This window comes from Roseivivax halodurans JCM 10272, from assembly GCF_000521785.1.
Lineage (GTDB): Bacteria > Pseudomonadota > Alphaproteobacteria > Rhodobacterales > Rhodobacteraceae > Roseivivax > Roseivivax halodurans.
This window is the reverse complement of record NZ_JALZ01000008.1, coordinates 155,362-178,070: the sequence shown is the minus strand read 5'-3', so window position 1 is coordinate 178,070 and position 22,709 is coordinate 155,362. Positions and strand designations below refer to the sequence as shown.

18 protein-coding genes are annotated in these 22,709 nt (G+C 69.2%); 8 read left to right on the top strand and 10 right to left on the bottom strand.

Annotated features, from left to right (window positions below; translation table 11 throughout):
• Positions 1-42 precede the first annotated feature (42 nt).
• Positions 43-4,299: a DNA-directed RNA polymerase subunit beta' gene (gene rpoC / locus OCH239_RS10035; protein WP_037261834.1), complete on the top strand. Its 4,257-nt coding sequence runs from the start codon at positions 43-45 to the stop codon at positions 4,297-4,299.
• A gap of 80 nt (positions 4,300-4,379) precedes the next feature.
• On the opposite strand, the gene OCH239_RS10030 is transcribed toward rpoC, so the two are convergent.
• On the bottom strand, positions 4,380-5,588 hold the full coding sequence (locus tag OCH239_RS10030) for a pyridoxal phosphate-dependent aminotransferase (protein ID WP_037261831.1): 1,209 nt from the start codon (positions 5,586-5,588) through the stop codon (positions 4,380-4,382).
• A 96-nt stretch (positions 5,589-5,684) separates the two neighbouring features.
• On the opposite strand from OCH239_RS10030, the gene OCH239_RS10025 reads away from it, so the two are divergent.
• The 3 genes from OCH239_RS10025 to OCH239_RS10015 all read left to right on the top strand — a co-directional run bounded on the left by OCH239_RS10025 (position 5,685) and on the right by OCH239_RS10015 (position 6,929).
• Positions 5,685-6,080: a helix-turn-helix domain-containing protein gene (locus tag OCH239_RS10025; protein ID WP_037261829.1), complete on the top strand. Its 396-nt coding sequence runs from the start codon at positions 5,685-5,687 to the stop codon at positions 6,078-6,080.
• Positions 6,077-6,343, top strand: coding sequence for an FAD assembly factor SdhE (locus tag OCH239_RS10020; RefSeq protein WP_037261827.1), 267 nt, complete (start codon positions 6,077-6,079; stop codon positions 6,341-6,343). Before OCH239_RS10025 ends, OCH239_RS10020 begins: the two co-directional genes overlap by 4 nt.
• An 88-nt stretch (positions 6,344-6,431) precedes the next feature.
• Entirely contained in the window at positions 6,432-6,929 is a 498-nt protein-coding gene (locus OCH239_RS10015) for a winged helix DNA-binding protein (RefSeq protein ID WP_037261824.1), read from the top strand.
• On the opposite strand, the gene OCH239_RS10010 is transcribed toward OCH239_RS10015, so the two are convergent.
• The 7 genes from OCH239_RS10010 to OCH239_RS09980 form a co-directional block, all read right to left on the bottom strand.
• Positions 6,923-7,927: a P1 family peptidase gene (locus tag OCH239_RS10010; protein WP_037261822.1), complete on the bottom strand. Its 1,005-nt coding sequence runs from the start codon at positions 7,925-7,927 to the stop codon at positions 6,923-6,925. The genes OCH239_RS10015 and OCH239_RS10010 overlap by 7 nt on opposite strands.
• Positions 7,928-7,937: 10 nt before the next feature.
• Positions 7,938-8,678, bottom strand: a complete 741-nt coding sequence (locus OCH239_RS10005) for a glucose 1-dehydrogenase (protein ID WP_037261819.1) — start codon at positions 8,676-8,678, stop codon at positions 7,938-7,940.
• On the bottom strand, positions 8,675-10,258 hold the full coding sequence (locus tag OCH239_RS10000; protein ID WP_037261817.1) for an ABC transporter ATP-binding protein: 1,584 nt from the start codon (positions 10,256-10,258) through the stop codon (positions 8,675-8,677). The genes OCH239_RS10005 and OCH239_RS10000 overlap by 4 nt, the downstream gene beginning before the upstream one ends.
• Positions 10,255-11,070, bottom strand: a complete 816-nt coding sequence (locus OCH239_RS09995; protein WP_037261919.1) for an ABC transporter permease — start codon at positions 11,068-11,070, stop codon at positions 10,255-10,257. The genes OCH239_RS10000 and OCH239_RS09995 overlap by 4 nt, the downstream gene beginning before the upstream one ends.
• Positions 11,067-12,011 carry an ABC transporter permease gene (locus OCH239_RS09990; protein WP_037261814.1) on the bottom strand — a complete coding sequence of 315 codons (945 nt, stop codon included), beginning with the start codon at positions 12,009-12,011 and terminating at the stop codon, positions 11,067-11,069. Before OCH239_RS09990 ends, OCH239_RS09995 begins: the two co-directional genes overlap by 4 nt.
• Positions 12,012-12,108: 97 nt before the next feature.
• Complete coding sequence (locus OCH239_RS09985; RefSeq protein ID WP_037261812.1) at positions 12,109-13,536, bottom strand: tannase/feruloyl esterase family alpha/beta hydrolase; 1,428 nt, start codon at positions 13,534-13,536, stop codon at positions 12,109-12,111.
• Between the two features lie 103 nt (positions 13,537-13,639).
• A complete protein-coding gene (locus tag OCH239_RS09980) occupies positions 13,640-15,115 on the bottom strand; it encodes an ABC transporter substrate-binding protein (protein WP_037261810.1) in 1,476 nt (491 codons plus the stop codon).
• A gap of 251 nt (positions 15,116-15,366) precedes the next feature.
• Between OCH239_RS09980 and panC the strand changes: the two genes are divergently transcribed.
• Positions 15,367-16,215 carry a pantoate--beta-alanine ligase gene (gene panC, locus OCH239_RS09975; protein ID WP_037261808.1) on the top strand — a complete coding sequence of 283 codons (849 nt, stop codon included), beginning with the start codon at positions 15,367-15,369 and terminating at the stop codon, positions 16,213-16,215.
• A 63-nt stretch (positions 16,216-16,278) separates the two neighbouring features.
• Here panC and OCH239_RS09970 read toward each other — a convergent pair whose 3' ends face one another.
• Positions 16,279-17,553, bottom strand: coding sequence for an acetylornithine deacetylase/succinyl-diaminopimelate desuccinylase family protein (locus tag OCH239_RS09970; RefSeq protein WP_037261806.1), 1,275 nt, complete (start codon positions 17,551-17,553; stop codon positions 16,279-16,281).
• Between the two features lie 67 nt (positions 17,554-17,620).
• Positions 17,621-18,550: a DUF2125 domain-containing protein gene (locus OCH239_RS09965; protein WP_037261803.1), complete on the bottom strand. Its 930-nt coding sequence runs from the start codon at positions 18,548-18,550 to the stop codon at positions 17,621-17,623.
• 71 nt (positions 18,551-18,621) lie between these two features.
• Here OCH239_RS09965 and OCH239_RS09960 point away from each other — a divergent pair, with 71 nt between their 5' ends.
• The 3 genes from OCH239_RS09960 (at position 18,622) to OCH239_RS09950 (ending at position 22,572) form a co-directional block, all read left to right on the top strand.
• A complete protein-coding gene (locus OCH239_RS09960; RefSeq protein ID WP_037261801.1) occupies positions 18,622-19,152 on the top strand; it encodes a gamma-glutamylcyclotransferase in 531 nt (176 codons plus the stop codon).
• 78 nt (positions 19,153-19,230) lie between these two features.
• Positions 19,231-20,463: a biopolymer transporter ExbB gene (locus OCH239_RS09955; protein ID WP_051489409.1), complete on the top strand. Its 1,233-nt coding sequence runs from the start codon at positions 19,231-19,233 to the stop codon at positions 20,461-20,463.
• A gap of 3 nt (positions 20,464-20,466) precedes the next feature.
• Positions 20,467-22,572 carry a peptidoglycan -binding protein gene (locus OCH239_RS09950; protein ID WP_037261798.1) on the top strand — a complete coding sequence of 702 codons (2,106 nt, stop codon included), beginning with the start codon at positions 20,467-20,469 and terminating at the stop codon, positions 22,570-22,572.
• Positions 22,573-22,709: the final 137 nt, after the last annotated feature.

Below are 22,709 nucleotides of genomic sequence, written 5' to 3'. Positions count from 1 at the left end.
CGCCGGTGCCTCCCCCGCACCCTCTGATTTTGAGGACACGAGATGAACCAGGAAATCACGAACAACCCGTTCAACCCGCTGACCCCGCCCAAGGTATTCGACGAGATCAAGGTCTCGCTCGCATCGCCCGAGCGGATCCTCAGCTGGTCCTTCGGCGAGATCAAGAAGCCCGAGACGATCAACTACCGCACGTTCAAGCCCGAGCGTGACGGTCTCTTCTGCGCGCGCATCTTCGGTCCGATCAAGGATTACGAGTGCCTCTGCGGCAAGTACAAGCGCATGAAATATCGCGGCGTCGTCTGCGAGAAGTGCGGCGTCGAGGTCACCCTCCAGAAGGTGCGCCGCGAGCGCATGGGCCACATCGAGCTGGCCGCGCCCTGCGCCCATATCTGGTTCCTGAAGTCGCTGCCGAGCCGCATCGGCCTCATGCTCGACATGACGCTGCGCGACCTCGAGCGCGTGCTCTACTTCGAGAACTACGTGGTGATCGAGCCAGGCCTCACGGACCTTCAGTACGGTCAGATGATGACCGAAGAAGAGTTCATGGACGCCCAGGACCAGTACGGCATGGACGCCTTCACGGCGAATATCGGCGCTGAAGCCATTCGCGAGATGCTGGCCGGCATCGACCTCGAGTCCGAGGCCGAGCGCCTGCGCGAGGAGCTGAAAGAGGCGACCGGCGAGCTCAAGCCGAAGAAGATCATCAAGCGTCTGAAGGTCGTCGAGAACTTCCTCGAGTCGGGCAACCGTCCCGAGTGGATGATCATGACCGTGATCCCGGTCATCCCGCCGGAACTGCGTCCGCTGGTGCCGCTCGACGGCGGCCGGTTCGCGACGTCGGACCTCAACGACCTTTATCGCCGTGTGATCAACCGGAACAACCGCCTCAAGCGGCTGATCGAGCTGCGCGCGCCGGACATCATCGTCCGGAACGAGAAGCGGATGCTTCAGGAATCGGTCGACGCTCTCTTCGACAACGGCCGCCGCGGCCGCGTCATCACCGGCGCCAACAAGCGTCCGCTGAAGTCGCTGTCCGACATGCTCAAGGGCAAGCAGGGCCGGTTCCGCCAGAACCTCCTCGGCAAGCGCGTGGACTTCTCGGGCCGTTCGGTCATCGTGACCGGCCCCGAGCTGAAGCTGCACCAGTGCGGTCTGCCGAAGAAGATGGCGCTCGAGCTCTTCAAGCCGTTCATCTACTCGCGGCTCGAGGCCAAGGGCCTCAGCTCGACCGTGAAGCAGGCCAAGAAGCTGGTCGAGAAGGAGCGTCCGGAAGTCTGGGACATCCTCGACGAGGTGATCCGCGAGCACCCGGTTCTGCTGAACCGCGCGCCGACGCTGCACCGTCTCGGTATCCAGGCGTTCGAGCCCGTCCTCATCGAGGGCAAGGCGATCCAGCTGCACCCGCTCGTCTGCTCGGCGTTCAACGCCGACTTCGACGGTGACCAGATGGCCGTGCACGTGCCGCTGTCGCTCGAGGCGCAGCTCGAGGCGCGCGTCCTGATGATGTCCACGAACAACGTGCTGTCGCCGGCCAACGGCGCGCCGATCATCGTGCCGTCGCAGGACATGATCCTCGGCCTCTACTACCTCACCATCGCCCGCGAGGGCATGAAGGGCGAAGGCATGGTCTTCGGCTCGGTCGAGGAAGTGGAGCACGCGCTCAACGCGGGCGAAGTGCACATGCACGCCAAGATCCAGTGCCGCGTGAAGCAGATCGACGACGAAGGTCAGGAGATCGTCAAGCGGTTCGAGACGACGCCCGGCCGGGTGCGCCTCGGCGCGCTCCTGCCGATGAACGCCAAGGCGCCGTTCGACCTCGTCAACACGCTGCTGCGCAAGAAGGACGTCCAGCGCGTCATCGACACCGTCTACCGCTATTGCGGTCAGAAGGAGTCGGTCATCTTCTGCGACCAGATCATGTCCATGGGCTTCAAGGAGGCGTTCAAGGCGGGCATCTCCTTCGGCAAGGACGACATGGTCATCCCGGACTCCAAGTGGCCCATCGTCGAGGAGACGCGGACCCACGTGAAGGATTTCGAGCAGCAGTACATGGACGGCCTGATCACCCAGGGCGAGAAGTACAACAAGGTCGTGGACGCCTGGTCGAAGTGTAACGACAAGGTCACCGAGGCGATGATGACGACCATCTCGACCTCGAAGACCGACGAGAACGGCGCCGAAGCGGAGCCGAACTCGGTCTACATGATGGCCCACTCCGGCGCCCGTGGCTCGGTCACCCAGATGAAGCAGCTGGGCGGCATGCGCGGCCTGATGGCCAAGCCGAACGGCGAGATCATCGAGACGCCGATCATCTCGAACTTCAAGGAAGGCCTGACCGTTCTCGAGTACTTCAACTCGACGCACGGCGCCCGTAAGGGTCTGTCGGACACCGCGCTCAAGACGGCGAACTCGGGTTACCTGACCCGTCGTCTCGTGGACGTGGCGCAGGACTGCATCATCCGCATGCAGGATTGCGGCACCGACCGGTCGATCACGGCCGAGGCCGCGATCAACGACGGCGAGGTGGTCGCCTCGCTCGGCGAGCGTGTGCTGGGCCGCGTCGCGGCAGAGGACATCCTCAAGCCGGGCACCGACGAGGTTCTGGTCAAGCACGGCACGCTCATCGACGAGCGCATGTCCGACGCGATCGAGGAAGCCGCGGTGCAGACCGCGCGGATCCGTTCGCCGCTGACCTGCGAGGCCGAAGAGGGCGTCTGCGCCAACTGCTACGGCCGCGACCTTGCGCGCGGCACGATGGTGAACACCGGCGAGGCCGTCGGCATCATCGCGGCGCAGTCGATCGGCGAGCCGGGCACCCAGCTGACGATGCGGACCTTCCACATCGGCGGCGTTGCGCAGGGTGCGCAGCAGTCGTTCCTCGAGGCGAGCCAGTCGGGCGTGATCGAGTACGAGAACCCCAACACGCTGGTCGACAGCACCGGGGCGACCCTCGTCATGGGCCGGAACATGAAGGTCCTGATCACCGACGGCGAGGGCAACGAGCGCGCGAGCCACAAGGTGGGCTACGGCACCAAGCTCTTCGTCAAGGAAGGCCAGGAGATCGCGCGGGGCGACAAGCTCTTCGAGTGGGACCCCTACACGCTGCCGATCATCGCCGAGAAGGACGGTACCGCGCGTCACGTGGACCTCGTCAACGGCGTCGCCGTGCGCGAGGAGACCGACGATGCGACGGGCATGACCCAGAAGATCGTCACCGACTGGCGGGCCGCGCCCAAGGGCAACGAGCTCAAGCCCGAGATCATCCTGCAGGACGAGAACGGCGAGCCGGTACGCAACGATCAGGGCAACCCGATCACCTATCCGATGTCGGTGGACGCGGTTCTCTCGGTCGAGGACGGCCAAAAGATCCAGGCCGGCGACGTCGTCGCGCGCATCCCGCGCGAAGGCGCGAAGACGAAGGACATCACCGGCGGTCTGCCGCGTGTGGCCGAACTCTTCGAGGCGCGTCGTCCCAAGGACCACGCGATCATCGCCGAGATCGACGGCTATGTCCGCTTCGGCAAGGACTACAAGAACAAGCGCCGGATCGCGATCGACCCGGTGGACGAGAGCCTTGAGCCGAAGGAGTACATGATCCCGAAGGGCAAGCACATTCCCGTTGCGGAAGGCGACTATGTCCAGAAGGGCGACTACATCATGGACGGCAACCCCGCGCCGCATGACATCCTCTCCATCATGGGTGTCGAGGCGCTGGCCAACTACATGATCGACGAGGTGCAGGACGTCTACCGGCTGCAGGGCGTGAAGATCAACGACAAGCATGTCGAGGTCATCGTCCGGCAGATGCTCCAGAAGTGGGAGATCCTCGATAGCGGGGACACGACCCTTCTCAAGGGCGAGCATGTCGACAAGATGGAGTTCGACGAGGCGAACGCCAAGATCGAGAAGAAGGGCGGGCGCGCCGCACAGGGCGAGCCGATCCTTCTCGGGATCACCAAGGCGTCGCTGCAGACGCGCTCCTTCATCTCGGCGGCCTCCTTCCAGGAGACGACCCGCGTGCTGACCGAGGCTTCGGTTCAGGGCAAGGTCGACAAGCTGGTGGGCCTCAAGGAGAACGTCATCGTCGGCCGCCTCATCCCGGCGGGCACCGGTGGCGCGACCCAGAAGGTGCGCAAGATCGCCACCGATCGCGACAATGTCGTGATCGAGGCGCGCCGCGTCGAAGCCGAGGAGGCCGCGCGCCTCGCCGCTCCGGAAGAGAGCGTGTCGGGCAGCGACGTGTCGGGCGGCGACGAGTTCGACGACCTGATCGTGAACACCCCGGAAAGCCGCGAATAAGCGGCCGACCGGCCTTTTGAAACGAAAAGCGCCCCCGGAGAGATCCGGGGGCGCTTTTTCGTTGCGGCCGGGCGGCGGGCTCAGGCGCGGACGAGGCCCTCGCAGAACGTCCGGATCCGCGCGCAGGCCTCGGTCAGCGCCTCTTCCGAGGCGGCGTAGCTGATGCGGATATGCGGCGATAGGCCGAAGGCGGCGCCGAACACCACCGCGACGCCGCTCTCTTCGAGGAGCGCGGTCGCGAAATCCTCGTCAGTCTCGATCCGCTTGCCGCCGGGCGACGTCGTCCCGAGGCAGCCGGCGACGGAGGGATAGACGTAGAACGCGCCTTCGGGCAGCGGGCAGGTCACGCCGGGGCAGGCGTTCAGCGCGTCCACCACGAGATCGCGGCGGCGGCGGAACGCCTCGGCGCGGGTCGCCAGGAAATCCTGCGGTCCGGTCAGCGCCTCGACCGCCGCCCACTGGCTGATCGAGCAGGGATTGGTCGTCGATTGCGACTGCACCTTGCGCATCGCGGCGATCAGGTCCTCGGGCCCGCCGGCATAGCCGATGCGCCAGCCGGTCATCGCGTAGGCCTTGGACACCCCGTTCACCGTCAGGGTGCGCGGATAGAGCCCGGGCTCCACCTCCGCCGGTGTGCAGAAGGCGAAGCCGTCATATGCGAGGTGCTCGTACATGTCGTCGGTCATCACCCAGACATGGGGGTGCCGCATCAGCACGTCGGTCAGCGCCTTCAGCTCGCCCCGAGAATATCCGGCCCCGGTCGGGTTCGACGGCGAGTTGAAGATCAGCCACTTGGTGCGTGGCGTGATCGCCGCCTCCAGCGCCTCGGCGCTCACCTTGAACCCGGTCTCGAGCGAGGTCTCGACGATCACCGGCTCGGCGCCGCCCATCCGCACCATGTCGGGATAGCTCACCCAGTAGGGCGCGGGGATCAGAACCTCGTCGCCGGGGTTCAGCGTCGCCATCAGCGCGTTGTAGAGCACCTGCTTGCCCCCGGTGCTGACCGAGATCTGGGCGGGCGCGTAGGTCAGCCCGTTCTCGCGGCTGAACTTGTCGCAGATCGCCTGTTTCAGCTCGGGGATGCCGTCGGGTGCGGTGTATTTCGTCTCGCCCCGCTCGATTGCCGCGATGGCGGCCCGCTTTATGTTGTCGGGCGTGTCGAAATCGGGCTCGCCGGCCCCGAGGGCGATCACGTCGCGACCCGCGGCGCGCAGCTCTCGCGCAAGCTGGGTCACGGCGACGGTGGGTGACGGTTTCACGCGAGACAGCGTCTCGGACAGGAAAGTCATGGGGCGCCGCTCCGGTTTGAAATGGTCCGGCGAAAGTCTTACGGTCGCACCGACCGGGGTTCAAGCGCGGGCGAAACCGCGCAGGTTGGGGGATGCATGGACGACGAAACCGACTGGTACGGACCGGACGCCGCGACGTTCGGCGACCGCCTGGCCGCCGCGCGTGAGGCCGCGGGCATGACCTCGGAGGAGCTCGCGAAGCGGCTCGGGGTCAAGCACGCGACGATGCAGGCCTGGGAGGCCGACCGTTCCGAGCCGCGGGCGAACCGGCTGCAGATGCTCTCGGGCATCCTCAATGTCTCGATCATGTGGCTGCTGAACGGCGAGGGCGACGGGCTCTCGGCGCCGTCCGACGAGGGAATCGAGACCGCCGACGTGCGCGCGATCCTCACCGACCTGCGCGAGGTGCGTACCGAGATGAAGGCCTCGGCCGAGCGCGTCGGGCGGCTCGAGAAGCGCTTGCGGCAGATCCTGCGGGAGGCCCAGTCATGAGCGAGGAGACCCGCGAGGTGCGCCTGAAACGGCTGAAGATGCGCTCGTCACGCCGCGGCACCAAGGAGATGGACCTGATTCTCATGCGCTTCGCCGAGACGCGGCTGCCCGATCTCGGGGCCGAGGAGCTCGACCGCTACGAGGCGCTGCTCGAGGAAAGCGACACCGAGCTCTACACCTGGATCAGCGGCCAGATCGCCCCGCCCGAGGCCCATGCCCCCATGGTCGAGCGGATCGCCTCGGAGATGCCGCAGCGCAGCTGACCACCGAACGCTTTTTTCGGTCAGTATTAAGAGGTTGTCAGGCTTTTTCATCGATTCTCGGGATCGCACCTGAATCCCGGAGACCAAGATGAGTCTGCAATCACCGCTGGCCCCGGCCCAGTCGACGACGTTCCTCGCCGGTTACCTCGACACGCTGTCCCTGCTCGAGCGGCTGCACCGCCTGCTGCTCGACGTCATCAAGGACGAGTTCGAGCGTGTGAACATTCTCGAGATCAATGCGGTGCAGGCGCTGCTGCTCTTCAACATCGGCGACAACGAGGTGACCGCCGGAGAGCTGAAGAGCCGCGGCTATTACCAGGGCTCGAATGTCAGCTACAACCTCAAGAAGCTTGTGGAGGCAGGCTACATGCACCACCAGCGCTGCGAGATCGACCGCCGCTCGGTCCGGGTCCGGCTGACCCCGAAGGGACGCGAGATCCGCAACATCGTCGCCGGGCTCTTCACGCGGCACGCGGAGGGAATGTCCGCCTCCGGAGCCGTGGACCGCGAGGGCTTCGACGGCATCAGCCACCTGCTGAAGCGGGTGGAGCGGTACTGGAGCGATCAGATCCGCTACATCTACTGACCGAGGCTCTGCCGGAAGGTCGGCAGCGTGTCGCCGTCGGACGGCGTCGCCTCCCAGAGCGCCCGGGCGATGGCGCGCGACATGGCGACGGCGCCGGCATGGCCGAGCTGCAGAAGCTCGCTTGCGGGATCCTCGAGCCGCCGCGCCCCGGTCGCGGCGGCGAAGACGAGATCCCCGTCATGGGGCGAATGCGAGGGCACGAGCGCGCGGGCAAGACCGTCATGGGCGGCGACCGCGAGGCGCTGCGCCTGCGCCTTGTCGAGCGCCGCGTCGGTCGCGACGATGCCGATCGTCGTGTTGCCCTGCCGGGCCATGGCCTCGACCTTGCGGCTCGGGGGCAGCGGCCGGAATCCGGGCACCGGATCGGGGCCGAGGCCGCCGAACTCGCCGTCCATCTCGAACGGTGCGGCCCAGAAGTGCTTGCCCGAGGGCGTCACAGCGCAGCCCATCGGGTTCACCGCCACGAGCGCGCCCACCGTCGCGCCGCTGTCCAGAACCACCGACGCCGAGCCGAGCCCGCCCTTGAACCGCGCGGTCTGCGCGCCCGTGCCGGCGCCCGCGGTGCCGATCTGGAACTCCGTCCCCGCCACATCGAAGGCCGCGCGGCCGAGGGCGGGGTAGGGGCTCTCGTCCCAATCCTTCGCCCCGCCGTTCAGGAGGTCGAAGAGGATCGCCGCGGGCACGATCGGCACCCGGGCCGAGAAGACCGCAAAACCCCGCCCCGCCGCGCGCAGGGCCGCCATCACCCCCTCGGCGGCACCGAGCCCGAAGGCGCTGCCGCCAGACAGGACCAGCGCATCGACCCCTGGCGCCGACTTGTCGGGGGCGAGGAGGTCGGTCTCCCGCGTGCCGGGCGCGCCGCCCTGCACCGAGACCGAGGCCACGAAGGGCGCATCCGCCGTCAGAACCGTCGTCCCGGATTTGAGATCCGGATCGGACGCGTTGCCGACCCGCAGCCCGGCGACGTCGGTGATGAGGTTCCTCGGGCCCGGTTTCATGGACACAGGCTCAGATGCATCGCCCGCCATCCACCTCGAGCACCGTGCCCGTCACCATCGACGCCTCGTCGGAGCAGAGGTAGAGCGCCGCGGAGCCCATGTCCTCGGGCGTCGAAAAGCGCCCGAGCGGGATCGTCGCAAGGAACTTCGCCCGCATCTCGGGCGTGTCCTCGCCCAGAAACCGTTTCAGGAGCGGCGTCTCGCCCGCGACCGGCGCGAGCGCGTTCACGCGGATGCCGACGGGCGCAAGCTCCACCGCCATCGCCTTGGTCGCGGTCACGACCCAGCCCTTCGAGGCGTTGTACCAGTTGAGCCGGGGCCGCGGCGACAATGCCGCGGTCGAGGCGACGTTCAGGATCGTGCCGGCGCGTGCGGCCTTCATCGCCGGCACCAGCGCCCGCGCCGTCAGGTAGATCGACTTGCAATTGACCGCGAAGACGCGGTCGAAATCCTCCTCGTCGATCTCCTCCATCGCGCCCGGCAGGTGCGTGATCCCGGCGTTGTTCACGAGGATGTCGACGCCGCCCATCTCGTCCTGCGCCCGTTCGGCCATGCGCGCGACGCTCCTGCCGTCCGCGACATCGACCTGGTGCGCGATCCCGCCGCCGCGGGAGGCGACCGCCTCGGCCATGCCGCCCGCGATGTCGGCGATCATCACCTTCGCACCCTCGGCGAGGAACGCGCGCGCGATCCCGGCGCCGAAGCCCGAGCCCGCGCCGGTGACGATGGCCCGCTTGCCCTCAAGTCTCATGATGCCTCCCTTTCCCGCTCCGGCAGGACCGGCGCCGCCGCCAGAAGCTCCCGCGTGTAGGGGTGCTCCGGCGCGGCGAAGAGATCCTCCGCGACGCGGTCTTCCACGATCTCGCCCGCCTTCATCACCATGACCCGGTCGCAGATGCCGCGCACCACCGACAGATCGTGGCTGATGAAGAGGTAGGCGAGCCCCTCCTCGCGCGAGAGCCGCGCGATGAGGTCGAGGATGCCCGCCCGCACCCGCACGTCAAGCGCCGAGACAGCCTCGTCGAAGACGACGAGGTCGGGCCGGGTGACCAGCGCGCGGGCGATCGCGATGCGCTGCCGCTGTCCGCCCGAGAAGGCGTGGATCGACTTCGCGGCATCGTCGGGGCTCAGGCCGACCGCTTCCAGCACCTCCGAGACGCGCGCCTCGCGGTCGGGGATGTTGTCCGCAAGGTGCAGCGGTTCGGCCACCAGCCGCCCGACGCTGTGGCGCGGATCGAAACTGCCGTAGGGGTCCTGGAACACGGCCTGCATCCGGCGGCGCAGATGCCTGTCCTTGGCGCCTGCGCGGACCGGCGCGCCGCCGAGGGTGATCGTGCCGGCCGTCGGAGGCTCGAGCCCGAGCAGCGCGCGGGTCAGCGTCGACTTCCCGCAGCCCGATTCGCCGACGAGACCGACGCGCTCGCCACGGCGGATGTCGAGGTCGACGCCCTTCACCGCGCGGTGGCTGTCCCGTTTCGCGAAGGGGTGCGGGCGGGGCAGGGGGTAGTCGCGCACCACGCCCCGCGCCTCGAGCAGGGGTCCGTGGGTTACGCGCGGCCCGAGCTCGGCGCGATGGGCGGAGGCGGCGAAGAGCTGGCGCGTGTAGGGATGCCGCATCTCGGCGAAGACGCCCGCCGTCGGCCCGGTCTCGACGATCCGGCCGCCCTGCATGACCGCAAGTCGGTCGGCGATGCCGTGCACCACGGCGAGGTCGTGGGTGATGAGCAGGAGGCCCATCCCGTCCTCGCGGACGAGCCGCTTCAGAAGGTCGAGGATGCGCGCCTGCGTCGTGACATCGAGCGCCGTGGTCGGCTCGTCCGCAATCAGCAGGCGGGGCCGCAGCGCCACCGCCATGGCGATCCCGACCCGCTGGCGCTGCCCGCCCGAAAGCTCGTGCGGATAGCGCGACGGCGGGATGCGCTCCGGGTCGAGGCCGACGCGCGCGAGGGTCTCGGCGGCGCGGGCCTCGGCCTCGGCGCGCGGCGTTCCGTGCACGCGCAGGGTCTCGGCCACCTGATCGCCGATCCGCTGCACCGGGTTGAGCGCGGTCATCGGCTCCTGGAACACCATGCCCATCGCCTGCCCGCGAAAGCGGCACATCTCGCGTTCGGAGAGGCGCAAAAGGTCCGTGCCGTCGAGGCGGATGGCCCCGGCGGGCACCGCGCCCTGCGGCAGGAGGCCCATGACCGAGAAGGCCGTCATCGACTTGCCCGACCCGCTTTCGCCCGTCAGCGCGAGGATCTCGCCCGGGTCGAGGCCGAGAGAGACGCCATGCAGCACCTCCTTCGCGCCGATCCGGAGCGTCAGGGTCTCGACCGACAGGAGGCTCATGTCCGCACCGCCCGGAGCCGCGGGTCGAGCACGTCGCGGAGCCCGTCGCCGAGGAGGTTCAGCCCCAGCACCGTCAGTACGATGGCGAGGCCCGGCATCAGCGCGACATGGGGCGCGATCGACACCAGCGTCTGCGCTTCGGCCAGCATCCGGCCCCAGGAGGGCACGGGCGGCTGAGCGCCGAGGCCGACATAGGAGAGGCCCGCCTCGGCGAGGATGCCGAGCGAGAACTGGATCGTGCCCTGTACGATCAGGAGGTTGGCGATGTTCGGCAGGATGTGCTCGGCGCTGATCCGGGGCGCGCCCTTGCCGGCCATGCGGGCGGCGAGGATGAAGTCGCGCGACCAGAGCGACAGGGCCGCACCGCGGGTGAGGCGGGCGAAGACGGGGATGTTGAAGATGCCGATGGCGATGATGGCGTTGAGCGCGCCGGGGCCCGCGATGGCGGTGATCAGGATCGCGATCACGAGGCTCGGGAAGGCGAAGACGAGGTCGTTGCCGCGCATGATGACGTCGTCGAGCCAGGTGTCCCGCAGCGCCGCGGCGGCGAGGCCCAGCGGCACGCCGACGCCCATGCCGATGCCGACGGCGACGAGCGCCACAGCGATCGAGGTGCGCGCGCCGACCATGATCATCGACAGGATGTCGCGCCCGAGCTGGTCGGTGCCGAGCCAGTGCGCCGCCGACGGGGACTGCAGCTTGGCGGCGATATCGACGCTGGCGACGTCCCCCGGCGTCCAGACGTAGGAGATCAGCGCGGCCAGCACGACGATTGCGGTCAGGACCGCGCCGGGCAGGAGGCGGAAGGTCACGCGCGCCGCCTCAGTCGCGGATCGACCCATGCATAGGCGAGGTCCGTCAGGAAGGTCACGAGGATCACCGCGAAGACGAGCAGCATCACCACGCTCTCGACGACGATGAGGTCGCGCTGCGAGATCGCCTGAAAGATGAGCCGCCCGAGACCGGGCAGGAAGAACACCTGCTCGATGATGATCGCGCCCGCGAGCAGGAAGGAGAATTGCAGACCCACGATTGTGAGCACGGGGATGAGTGCGTTGCGCAGCCCGTGTCGCCAGAGCGCCTCGAACCGGGTGAGCCCCTTGGCGCGGGCGGTGCGGATGAAGTCCTCTCCGAGGATGTCGATCAGCGCCGAGCGCAGGACGCGGGCGAGGATCGCCGCCTGCGGCAGGGCGAGCGCGACCGCGGGGAGCGTCAGCGCCTTGATCGCGGCGAGGGGCTGCTCCCAGCCGGGGAAGCCGCCCGCGCCGAACCAGCCGAGGTTGATGGCGAAGAGCAGGACCAGCAGCATCGCGAACCAGAAGTTCGGGATCGCGATGCCGAGCTGGGTCGCGCCCATCACGGCAACGTCGCCCGCGCGGCCCCTGCGGGCCGCGGCGTAGAGCCCCGCGGGAAAGGCCAGCAGGGTCGAGAGGGCGAGCGCGTAGAGCGCCAGCGGCAGCGACACCCAGAGCCGGTCCGCCACCATCTGCGCGACCGGCGCGCGGTAGGTGTAGGAGGTGCCGAAATCGCCCGTGAGCATCCCGCCCGCCCACGACAGGTACCGCTCGAGACGCGGCTGATCGAGGCCGAGCTCGGATCTGAGCGCCTCGATCGTGTCGGGCTGGGCGCCGGTGCCGAGCATGTAGGCGGCGGGATCGCCGGGCGCGACCTCGACGACGAGGAAGATGACCAGCGACGCCACGGCGAGGCTGAGCGCGAGCGAGACGAGCCGGCGAAGCGCGTAGGTCAACATGAGGGCCGAGGTTAGGGCGCGCGATCGGACCGGTCCAGACGGCCCCTCGCGGAAACGGCCCCGGCGCGAACCGGGGCCGCGGGGCGTTGCGCCCGGGTCACTCCGCCATGATCGATTGCGGCGCAGTGCCCTCCGCCATCCATGCCTCGAGCGGCGTCATCGGGTCGAGGTCGGCGGCGGTGATCCCGGAGGGGCCTTCCTGAATGCCGCAATGATCGACGCCCGGCACCATGAAGAGCGCGACGTTCTCGCGCAGCGTCTCCTCGCCGCCCGCGGCTTCGGCGGCGGCCTCGTACCATTCGACGGTCTTGTAGGGCGTCACGATCGGATCGGCCCAGCCGTGCCAGACGATCATCTTGCCGCCCGCCTCGCGGAAGGCCGAGATGTCGGGATCGTCCGCGTTGTAGAGCGCGGCGGCCTGCTCCATGCGGCCCGGGTCGCTTTCGAGGTCGAAATCCTGCGGCGTCCAGCCGGCGCCGGGATCGTCGGCAAAGGCCATGTACTGCCCGAAGCCGGTGGCGAAGGCGTTCACGAGCTTGCCGCCGCCGCCTTCCATCCCGGTCAGCCAAAGCGCCCAGAACGGCTCGGACCCCTCGGGGATGCCGCCGGGATAGAGCTGGTCTCCCGCATCGTTCACCGGGCCCTGCCGCCAGGCGTCGATCACGCCGATCTCGTCCGCGGTCAGGCAGTCGCCGCCCTCTTCGCTGCACGAGAGTTCGGTCAGGTCGACCTCGCAGGCGCGGGGATCGTCGATGAGGCCGTCCTCGGTCCCGTCCGCGCCGTCGCATTGCGCCATGACCGCCGCCTGAACGAGGCTCACCTTCTCGGGCTTCAGGATCTGCTCTCCGTCCGGGCCGGTATTGGCCTGCATGAAGAACGACATCGCGGTGCCGACGAGGTCGGTGTAGTTCATCGCCGGGGCGCCCGAGATGATGCCCTGGAACATCTCGGGATAGCGCTCTGCCGCCATGTGCGCCATGCGCCCGCCGGTGGAGCAGCCCTGGAAGATCGCATCGCCCGGGGCCTCGCCGTAGAACGCCTCGATCATCGCGCGGGCGACGCGGCTCGTTTCCTCGATCGAGCGGTAGCCCCAGTCGCGCTCGGCATTCGGATTGCTGTCCGCCCAGCCCGCATCGACGACCGAGAGCCCGTGATGCCCGCTGTCCGAGGTGGCGGTGGCATAGCCTCGTGCGAGACCCGGACGCATCGCGTTGACCCAGCCGGGGGACGCGTCGGCGCGGCCGAGGATGCCGCAGAAGCCGCCGCATCCGGCCTGGTAATACTTGCCGTTCCAGCCCTCCATCGGCAGCCGGACCTCGATGTTGATCGCGGGGAGAGCAGTCGCGCGCACCTTGCAATAGGGGGCGTGTTCGCCGTCGTCCGCGATCACCTGCGCGGCATGGACGTAGCCGCTCTCGATAATCGTGGTCCCGAGCGCCGTGCAGTCGTCCTCGCCGCTTTGGGCGAAGGCTCCGGTGGCCGTGGTCGATGCCAGAAAGGCCATGAGGGCCAGTGGTTTGCGCATGTCTCTCCTCCCGTGGTCGCGCCTTTCGGGCGCCATCGGAGGGAGCGTTGCGGATTGCGCGGGCGCAGGCAAGGGGCGGCGTCGCCGGCCGCCCCGCAGCGTCTTACTCGGTCCAGTGCACCCCGGCAAGGGGGTTGGCCTGCGTCGGCTGGTTCTCCCACAGCCCCTCGAGGCGGGCATCCGCGACGGTCGGGAGGGCGAGCTGGAAGAGGTAGCCGTTCACGTAATCCTCGGCGATCTTCTCCTGCGCGGCCTTCAGGAGCTCCGACCGGGCCACGGGCTCGGCCGTCGCGTCGAGCTCGGTCATGATCTCGTCGAAGGCGGGGCTGTCGTAGCCGAAATAGTAGTCGTCGCGGGCATAGATGTTGATGTCCATGGGCTCGGTGTGGCTCACGATGGTCAGGTCGAAATCGTGGTTGCCGAAGACCTCCTCGAGCCATTGCGCCCATTCGAGTGTCTGGATCTCGGCGGTGATCCCGACCTCGCGCAGCTGCGCCGCGACGATTTCGCCGCCGCGTCGGGCATAGGAGGGCGGCGGCAGCTTGAGCGAGACCGTCAGGCCCTCTTCGAGCCCTGCCTCCTGCAGGAGCTTGCGCGCCTTCTCGGGGTCATGGGCGGAGAGCTCGGTCAGGTCCACGTAATCGGGATTGTGTGGCGCAAAATGCGTGCCGATGGGCGTGCCGATTCCGTACATCGCGCCGTCGATGATCGCCTGGCGGTCGATCGCGTGCGCCACGGCCTCGCGCACGACCGGGTCGTCGAAGGGCTCCCGCGCGTTGTTCATGGCGAGGATCGTCTCGCCCTCGGTCGATCCGGTGATCACGGTGAAGCGCGGATCGCTCTCGAATTGCGGCAGGTTCTCGGGCGCCGGGAACCCCGCGAAGGCGTCGACATCGCCCGCCATCACCGCCGCGAAGGCCGCCGTCGGATCGGCGATGAAGCGGAAGGTCGCGGCCTCGAGCGCGGGCGCTTCGCCCCAGTACTCCTCGAAGCGCGCAAGCTCGATCCGATCGCCCTGCACCCATTGCTCGAACCGGAACGGACCGGTCCCGATCGGGGTCTGCTTGATGTCCGCGATACTCTCCTCGGCGACGATCACCGCGTCGCCCCAGGCGAGGTTCGACAGGAACGCGCCTTCGGGACGGGAGAGCCGCACCTCGACTGTCTGCGGATCCACCGCATTCACCTCCTCGATCGCCTCGAAGAGGACCTTCTGCGCGTTGGTGCTGTCCTCGGCCCGGGCGCGGTCGAGCGTGAACTTCACGTCCTCGGCGGTGAAGTCGGTGCCGTCGTGGAACGTGACGCCGCTCCGCAGGGTGAAGGTGTAGGTCAGCCCGTCCTCAGAGATCTCCCACTCCGTGGCGAGCGCGGGCTCGACCGAGCCGTCGGCGGCGAACCGCGTCAGCCCCTCGAAGACGTTGGCGTAGAGCACGCTGTCGATGGCGCCCGCCGCCGCCGAGGTCGGGTCGAGATGCGGCGGCTCGAGCTGGATCGCGAGCGTGAGGTCATTCTCCTGCGCCAGTGCCGGGGCGGCGGCGAATGCGAGGGCGGCGAGCGGGGCGAGGATGCGGGGCGTCATGGCGACTCCTTGGCTCGGGCGGCGGGCGCGCCGTCCTGTCGCACAAAGCATGGCCCGAGACGGCGCATCGCTTCAAGACGCACGCGCCCTGTGACAGGCGGCGCGAAACCTGCTAGGGGCGCGCCCCGAACGCATGCGAGGAGTCGCGACATGAGCACCAGCGCATGGGCCAGGGCCCCCGACGACAGCCACGCCGCCAAGGGCGACACATCCGTGGCGCAGCGTGCGCTTGCGGGCGAGGAGGCGCCGCGATGAGCGTGCCGATCATTCGCCGCCGCGCCGAGCTTGCGGCCCGCATCGCCGAATGGCGGGCAGAGGGCGCGCGGATCGGCGTCGTGCCGACGATGGGCGCCCTCCATGCGGGCCATCTCAGCCTTGTCGAGGGGGCGAAGGCCGGCGCCGACCGAGTGATCGTCACGCTCTTCGTCAATCCGCGGCAGTTCAACTCGCCCGAGGATTACGCGAAGTATCCGCGCACCGAGGAAGCCGATGCGGCCATCCTCGCGCCGGCGGGTGTCGACGCGCTCTACGTGCCCGAACCCGAAGAGATCTATCCGCCGGGCTTCGCGACGAGTGTCTCGGTGTCGGGGCTGACGGAGGTGCTCTGCGGCGCACACCGTCCGGGGCATTTCGACGGCGTCGCGACGGTGGTGACAAAGCTCTTCCGGCAGACCGGCGCGGATGCCGCGTGGTTCGGGGAGAAGGATTTCCAGCAGCTCCTGCTGGTCCGGCGCCTCTCGGCCGATCTCGACCTCGGGGTCGAGGTGGTGGCCTGCCCGACGATCCGCGAGACCGACGGGCTGGCACTCTCCTCCCGCAACGCTCGGCTGAGCCCCGAGGCGCGGGGGGCTGCGGCGGCTCTGCCGCGCGAGATGGCGGGCATGGCCGAGGCGCTGGGGCAGGGCGCGGCGATGACGGACCTCGTCCCGGACGCAGAGGCGCGGCTGCGTGCGGCGGGCTTCACGCAGGTCGAGTATCTCGAGCTGCGCGCGGCGGACGATCTGCGGCTTCTGGACCGGTCCGGCGCGCCCGCACGCCTCTTCGCGGCGGCCTGGATCGGGGGCGTCCGGCTCATCGACAACATCGCCGTTTCGGGCTGACGCCCGGCGAGGGCGCTGCCCTCGCGCTCCCGGAGTATTTGTCCCAAGAAGAAGGGGCGCGCCTCAGGGCAGGAGCAGCCTTTCGAGCGCGCGGCCCATGACGCGGGACGCATCGAGCATGTCGGTGATGCCGATCCATTCGTCGGGCTGATGCGCAAGCTCGAGCACGCCAGGTCCGTAGGCGATGCAGTTCCTCAGCGCGCCGATCCGGTCGATATGCTTCTGGTCGTAGCTGCCGGGGGAGGCGACGAAGGCGGCCTCGGCCCCGAGAGTCTCGGCGATGGCGGCGCGGATCGTGGTGACGACGGGCGCATCCTCGGCGGTCATCGAGGGCACGACGCGGTTGAGCTCGCGCAGGCGGTAATCGAAGCCGTCGCGGCGTGACTTGAGCCCCTCCAGCAGCGCGGTGATCTCGGCCGCCGCAGCGTCGACGCCTTCCTCCAGCAACACGCGGCGGTCGATCTGGATGCGGCAGCTGTCGGGAACGTTGTGCGCTGGCAGCGAGGTGTCGCCCGCTGCGCGCTCGGCCTCGCCGCCGTGGATCGCATTGATGTTGAGCGTCGGCGCGCGGGCGCCGTCGGGGATCACCGGCATGTCGGTGCGGCGCGCGGCGAGCGCGGGGAAGAGGTCGGTCTCGAAGGCCTGCAGCACCGCGCCCATGTGGCGGATCGCGCAATCGCCGAGAAAGGGCATCGAGCCGTGGGCGATGCGGCCCGTCGTCTCGATCTCGGCCCACCAGCCGCCCCGGTGGCCGAGGCAGATCCGGTCCTTGCCGAGCGGTTCGGGGATGATGACGTGATCGACGCGCTCGGGATCGAACCAGCCTTCGCGCGAGAGGTGGGCGACGCCGCCCCAGCCGCCCGATTCTTCGTCCGCCGTGCCGCTGATCTCGATGGCGCCCGCGAAATCGGGATGCTCCTCGACGAAGGCTTCGGCGGCGACGATGGCGCTGGCGAGCCCGCCTTTCATGTCGCAGGCGCCACGCCCGTAGATGCGGTCGCCCTCGACCTCGCCGCCGAAGGGGTCGCGGGTCCAGCCCTCGCCCACCGTCACCACGTCCACATGGCCGTTGAAATGCACGCAAGGGCCGGGCGCCTTGCCCTCGCGGCGCGCGACGACGTTCCAGCGGGGATGGGCGTCGCTGTCGCCGGGGGCGCCCTCCGCCCGGATCAGTTCGGCCGCGAAGCCGTGCGGTGCGAGGCGGGCGGCGAGAAAATCGCAGATCTCGCGGTAGTTCTCCCCCGGAGGATTGCGCGTCGGGATGCGGATGAGGTCCTGCGTCAGCGCGATCAGATCGTCGCGCCTGGCCTCGATGCGCCGGAAGAGGGCGTCGCTCATGGTGTCACCTGCTCGGGGCTTTTCCGCGATGCTCGCGCGGGGCGCGCCCCGGTGCAAGGGCGCGCGCTCAGGGAAGCCGCGGCGCGGTTCCGACGGGGATCGGACCGAGGAAGATCCGCCCGTCTTCGAGGCGGAGAGTGACGTCGAGCGTGTCAGCACTGCCGCGCATCGAGGCGACGAGGCCGAGCGCGCCGCGCGCGGTCGTGGCCCACTCCTCGGGCACCCGGCCCTCGGCGACGGCATCCTCGAGCAGCACCTGCCAGTCCTGTGCCTCGACATCGACATCCCCCGAGAGCCGCCCGAGCTCGTCCACGTCGAGATCGCCCGAAAGGGCGACGCTCGCCTCGGGAAGGACGTAGTCCATGCGGGCGATCTCGACCGCCTCGATGCGCGCCGGCGCCCCCGCGAGCGTCGGCGGCTGGTCGAAGGTCACCTCGCCGCGCAAGGCGATCTCGCGGCCGGCCTCCCGGCCGTCGCGGGCCGAGACGCTCAGCCGGTAGACCGGCAGACCGGCCTCGACCGCGTCGAAATTGGCGCGCAGCGCGCTGAGGTCGATCCGGCTCTCCTCGCCGGTCGCCGTCACGCTCTCGGCCTCGGCGTGCAGGCGGCCGAGCGATTGGGCGTCTCCCAGAACGAGGCTCGAGCGGAGGCCTTCGCTTTCGACCACCCAGGTGCCGGTGCTCGTCGCGATCTCCTGCCGGTCCGGGAAGGCGAAGATGAAATGCGAGTGGTTGTAGACGAGACGGAAGACCTGAAGGAACGGCACGTCCCAGGCGAAGCCCGACGCGGGATCGGCCAGCGACAGCTCGCTGATGTCCACGTCGATCCGGTTGGGGAAGCCGCGCACGTCGAGGGCGCCATAGGACGCCTCCCACCCCGCCTCGCGCAGATCGGACAGCGCGGTGTCGAGCGCCGATCGCGTCAGCCGTGCCTGCACGACCCAGTAGGCGGACCAGCCGAGCGCGGCGACGATGATGGCGATGGCCAGTTTCTTCATGGAGAGCAGGGCCTCTTTAAGATGTGTGACGGATGGTGTTTACAGGCGCCGCGCAGCAAGGACCACGGCCCATGACCCTCTGGGTATTCGGATACGGATCACTTCTCTGGAACCCGGGCTTCGAGGTCGCGGAGCAGCGGCCCGCGCGTCTGCATGGCTATCGCCGCAGCTTCTGCATGAGTTCCATCCATCACCGCGGCACCGGAGAGGTGCCGGGGCTGGTGCTCGCGCTCGACGCCGTGCCGGGATCGCATTGCGACGGGCTGGCGCTGGCGGCCCGTCCCGAGGACACCGAGGAGGTGCTGGCCTATCTCAGGGCGCGCGAGCTCGTGTCCTCCGCCTATCTCGAACGGCTGGTCGAGCTCGAGACCGGCACGGGCGAGACCGTCACGGCGGTCGCCTACGTGATCGATCCCGACCACGAGCAGTACGTGGCGCACCTGACGCTCGAGGAGCAGGCCCAGATCATCGCCCGCGCGGTCGGCGGGCGCGGGCCGAACACCGAATATCTCTGGAATACCGTCCAGCATCTCGCCGAACTGGGCATTCCGGATGCAGAACTGCAATGGTTGAGCGACCGCGTTCGTGCGCTGGCACCTTGAGCGCTTGGCTAACGCCTTGAGCGGGCATAGGGTCCGGCGCAGATGTCGAGGCTAGAACAACCCAGCGAAAGGTCCGCGATGACGCACAGGGATCTCGAATCCGAGGCCCGGTTCTCGCAGCCGATTCGCCAGACCATCGCCATGGTGGCCGTGCTCGCGCTCTCCGGCGCCGGCGCGGTGATGGCGCTGCCGCGCGTGCTGCCGGTGTTCCAGTCCAACCCCTATCTCAACGGCTTCATCCTCTTCGTCTTCGTGCTCGGCGTGCTCGCCTGCTTCTGGCAGGTGGCGCAGATCATCACGTCGGTGCGCTGGATCGAGGGGTTCGTCACGGGCGGCACCGAGGATCGCGACCGCCGGGCGCCGCGGCTCCTCGCGCCGCTCGCGACGCTGCTCCGCTCGCGCGGGCGGCGGATGCAGATCACCACGACCTCGACCCGCTCGATCCTCGACTCGGTGGCGCAGCGCATCGACGAGGCGCGCGAGATCACGCGCTACATCGTCTCGCTGCTGATCTTCCTCGGCCTTCTCGGCACCTTCTACGGGCTCGCGACCACGGTGCCGGCGCTCGTCGACACGATCCGCAGCCTCGTGCCGCAGGCCGGCGAGAGCGGCACGGAAGTCTTCGCGCGGCTGATGAGCGGTCTCGAGGGCCAGCTCGGCGGCATGGGAGTCGCCTTCGCCTCCTCGCTGCTCGGCCTCGCGGGATCGCTGGTCGTGGGGCTGCTGGAACTCTTCGCGGGCCATGGCCAGAACCGATTCTATCGCGAGCTGGAGGAATGGCTGTCCTCGATCACCCGCATCGGCGTCTCGGCGGCCGAGGGCGGCGACGAAATGTCGGGTGCGGCGCTCGCCCTCGAACAGGTCGCCGACCAGATGGAGGCGATGCAGGATCTCTACGCTCGGTCCGAGGATGCCCGCACCGAGGTCGAGGGACGGCTCGCGCAGCTCGCCGACTCGATCGAGCGGATGACCGAGCGGATGGAAGCGACGGCGACGCCCGCCTCCGCGCTCCAGCGCATCGCCGACGGGCAGGAGCGGCTGATCGAGGTGCTGGCGAGCCATGGCAGCGACGGCGGCCTCGACGCCGAAAGCCGGATGCGCCTGCGCTCGATCGACGTGCAGATGCTGCGACTGCTCGAGGAGATCTCCGCGGGACGGCAGGAAAGCATGGCCGAGCTGCGCACCGATCTCGCGGCGCTCACCCGGACGCTCGGGCAGATCTCGCGCCAGACCGGCGCGCGGTCGGATCAGGGACAGGGCGCGTCGCTCCGGGCGCAGCGCCTTTCGCCCAAGCAGAGCCGGGAGGGCTGATCCATGGCGCTGGCGCGCCGATCCGGGCAGCGGTTCCAGGCCTCGATCTGGCCGGGCTTCGTGGACGCGATGACCGGCCTGCTGCTCGTGCTGATGTTCGTGCTGACGATCTTCATGGTCATCCAGTTCGTCCTCCGAGAGACGATCACCGGACAGGAAAGCCAGCTCACGGAGCAGGAAAGCCGCCTCGTCGAGCAGGATTCGCGCCTGTCGCAACTGGCCTCCGAGGTGGAGACGCTGTCGGCCGCGCTCGGCCTCTCCGAACAGAAAAACGAACGCCTCGAGGGCCGGCTCGGCGAGCTGACCGCGACGCTCGACGACCGCGATGCCCGTCTTGCCTCGAGCGAGGCGACGGTACGGAGCCTGACCGCGGCGCGCGAGGCGCAGGACGCGGCTCTGGCGGAGGCGCAGGATCGCATCGCCTCCTTCGAGGATCGGGTCGCCTCGCTGCTCGCGCAGCGCGACAGCGCCCGCGACCGCGTCGCGACGCTCGAGGGCGAGGCCGAAGCGGCTTCGGAGCGGATCGCCACGCTCAGCGCCTCCGAGGAGAGCCTGCAGGAGGCGCGGACCGCGCTCGAAAGCGAGCGGGACGCGCTGGAACTGGCGCTTGCCCAGGCCCGGACCGAGGTCGACCGCGAGACCGAGGCCGCGCGCCTCGCCGCCGCCCGCCGCGAGGCTCTGGAGGCGCTTGTCGCCGATCTGCGGGCCGAGAATTCCGATCAGGCCGACCGGGTCACGTCGCTCTCCTCGCAGGTGGACGAGCTGCAGACCGACCTCACGGACGAGGAGGCGCAGCGGCTCGCCGAGGCGGAAGCTGCCCGCGCCCTGCGCCAGAGGCTCGAGACCGCGGATGCGGAGCTGACCGCGATGTCCCTCGCTCTCGAAGCGCAGCGGGCCGAGGCGGAGGAGACGCTGACGCTTCTCGCCGCCGCCCGCTCGGCCGAGGAGGACCTGAACGCCCGTCTCGCGGCCGCGCTTCTGGCCGAGGAGGAGGCCGAGGAGGCGTCCGACACGCAGATCCAGAGCCTCCGCGCGGACCTCGACGCGGCGAATGCCCGCCTCGCCGACGCTGCGGCTCTCGAGGACGAGGTCGCCCGCCTTTCGGCGCAGCTCGACGAGACCGGGCAGACCGCCGCGGCGCGTGAGGATACGCTTCAGGACCTCCGGACCGACTTGCAGTCGGCCCGGGACGAGGCGGTGGAGCTCCGCGAGCGGCTCGCCAGCGCCGTCGCGGCGCAGGAGGATGCGGAGCTCTCCGCCGAAGAGGTGCGTGATCGCCTGACCGCGGCGCTCGCCGCGCGGCGCGAGGCCGAGGCTCAGGCCGACCGGGTGCTCACCCAGTCCGAGACCCGCGCGATGCTGCTCTCTACCGCGCAGGAGCAGCTCGAGGCGGAGGAAGCCCGGGCCGACGACGCCACCAAGCAGACCGAGCTTCTCAACCAGCAGGTCGCGGCGCTCAGGACGCAGCTCCAGCAGCTTCAGGCGCTGCTCGACGATGCCAAGGACCGCGATGCGGCCACCGACGTGCAGCTGCAGAACCTCGGGCAGGACCTCAACCAGGCGCTCGCCCGCGCGGCGACCGAAGAGCGCCGCCGGCGCGAGCTCGAAGAGGCCGAGCGCCAGAGGCTCGAGAACGAGAAGCAGGATCTCGAGCGCTACCGGTCGGAATTCTTCGGCCGCCTGCGCGAGATTCTGGCCGAGACCGAAGGGGTCCGGATCGAGGGCGACCGCTTCGTCTTCTCCTCTGAGGTGCTTTTCGACCTCGGCAGCGCGCAGCTCTCGGAGCAGGGCCGGACCGAGATCGCCTCGGTCGCGCGCATCCTGCAGAGCGTCGCCGAGGACATTCCCGACGAGATCGACTGGGTGATCCGGGTCGACGGCCACACCGACGACACGCCCCTGCGCCCCGGCGCGAGCTTTGCCGACAATTGGGAGCTCAGCCAGGCGCGGGCGCTGTCGGTCGTGCGCTACATGACCGAGGCGCTGGGACTGCCGCCCGAGCGGCTCGCCGCCAACGGCTTCGGCCAGTACCAGCCGGTGAACCCCGCGGACACCGCCGAGGCGCGGGCCCAGAACCGGCGGATCGAGCTCAAGCTCACGGAACCGTAAAGGCACGGCGGCAGAATCTGCCGGAGACGACTTGGCGCGCCGGTTTCGTGCATCGTCGCGGCATGCGCTGCCTTCAGCGGCCTGTGCCCAAGGGGGAGGATGCCCCGCGTCCGGGTGCGGATCATCGTGGGCGGGGA

Excerpts from the sequence above, each read along its gene's own strand:
- rpoC (WP_037261834.1), top strand. The coding sequence starts at position 43 with ATGAACCAGGAAATCACGAACAACCCGTTCAACCCGCTGACCCCGCCC.
- OCH239_RS10030 (WP_037261831.1), bottom strand. The coding sequence starts at position 5,588 with ATGACTTTCCTGTCCGAGACGCTGTCTCGCGTGAAACCGTCACCCACC.
- OCH239_RS10025 (WP_037261829.1), top strand. The coding sequence starts at position 5,685 with ATGGACGACGAAACCGACTGGTACGGACCGGACGCCGCGACGTTCGGC.
- OCH239_RS10020 (WP_037261827.1), top strand. The coding sequence starts at position 6,077 with ATGAGCGAGGAGACCCGCGAGGTGCGCCTGAAACGGCTGAAGATGCGC.
- OCH239_RS10015 (WP_037261824.1), top strand. The coding sequence starts at position 6,432 with ATGAGTCTGCAATCACCGCTGGCCCCGGCCCAGTCGACGACGTTCCTC.
- OCH239_RS10010 (WP_037261822.1), bottom strand. The coding sequence starts at position 7,927 with ATGAAACCGGGCCCGAGGAACCTCATCACCGACGTCGCCGGGCTGCGG.
- OCH239_RS10005 (WP_037261819.1), bottom strand. The coding sequence starts at position 8,678 with ATGAGACTTGAGGGCAAGCGGGCCATCGTCACCGGCGCGGGCTCGGGC.
- OCH239_RS10000 (WP_037261817.1), bottom strand. The coding sequence starts at position 10,258 with ATGAGCCTCCTGTCGGTCGAGACCCTGACGCTCCGGATCGGCGCGAAG.
- OCH239_RS09990 (WP_037261814.1), bottom strand. The coding sequence starts at position 12,011 with ATGTTGACCTACGCGCTTCGCCGGCTCGTCTCGCTCGCGCTCAGCCTC.
- OCH239_RS09985 (WP_037261812.1), bottom strand. The coding sequence starts at position 13,536 with ATGCGCAAACCACTGGCCCTCATGGCCTTTCTGGCATCGACCACGGCC.
- OCH239_RS09980 (WP_037261810.1), bottom strand. The coding sequence starts at position 15,115 with ATGACGCCCCGCATCCTCGCCCCGCTCGCCGCCCTCGCATTCGCCGCC.
- panC (WP_037261808.1), top strand. The coding sequence starts at position 15,367 with ATGAGCGTGCCGATCATTCGCCGCCGCGCCGAGCTTGCGGCCCGCATC.
- OCH239_RS09970 (WP_037261806.1), bottom strand. The coding sequence starts at position 17,553 with ATGAGCGACGCCCTCTTCCGGCGCATCGAGGCCAGGCGCGACGATCTG.
- OCH239_RS09965 (WP_037261803.1), bottom strand. The coding sequence starts at position 18,550 with ATGAAGAAACTGGCCATCGCCATCATCGTCGCCGCGCTCGGCTGGTCC.
- OCH239_RS09960 (WP_037261801.1), top strand. The coding sequence starts at position 18,622 with ATGACCCTCTGGGTATTCGGATACGGATCACTTCTCTGGAACCCGGGC.
- OCH239_RS09955 (WP_051489409.1), top strand. The coding sequence starts at position 19,231 with ATGACGCACAGGGATCTCGAATCCGAGGCCCGGTTCTCGCAGCCGATT.
- OCH239_RS09950 (WP_037261798.1), top strand. The coding sequence starts at position 20,467 with ATGGCGCTGGCGCGCCGATCCGGGCAGCGGTTCCAGGCCTCGATCTGG.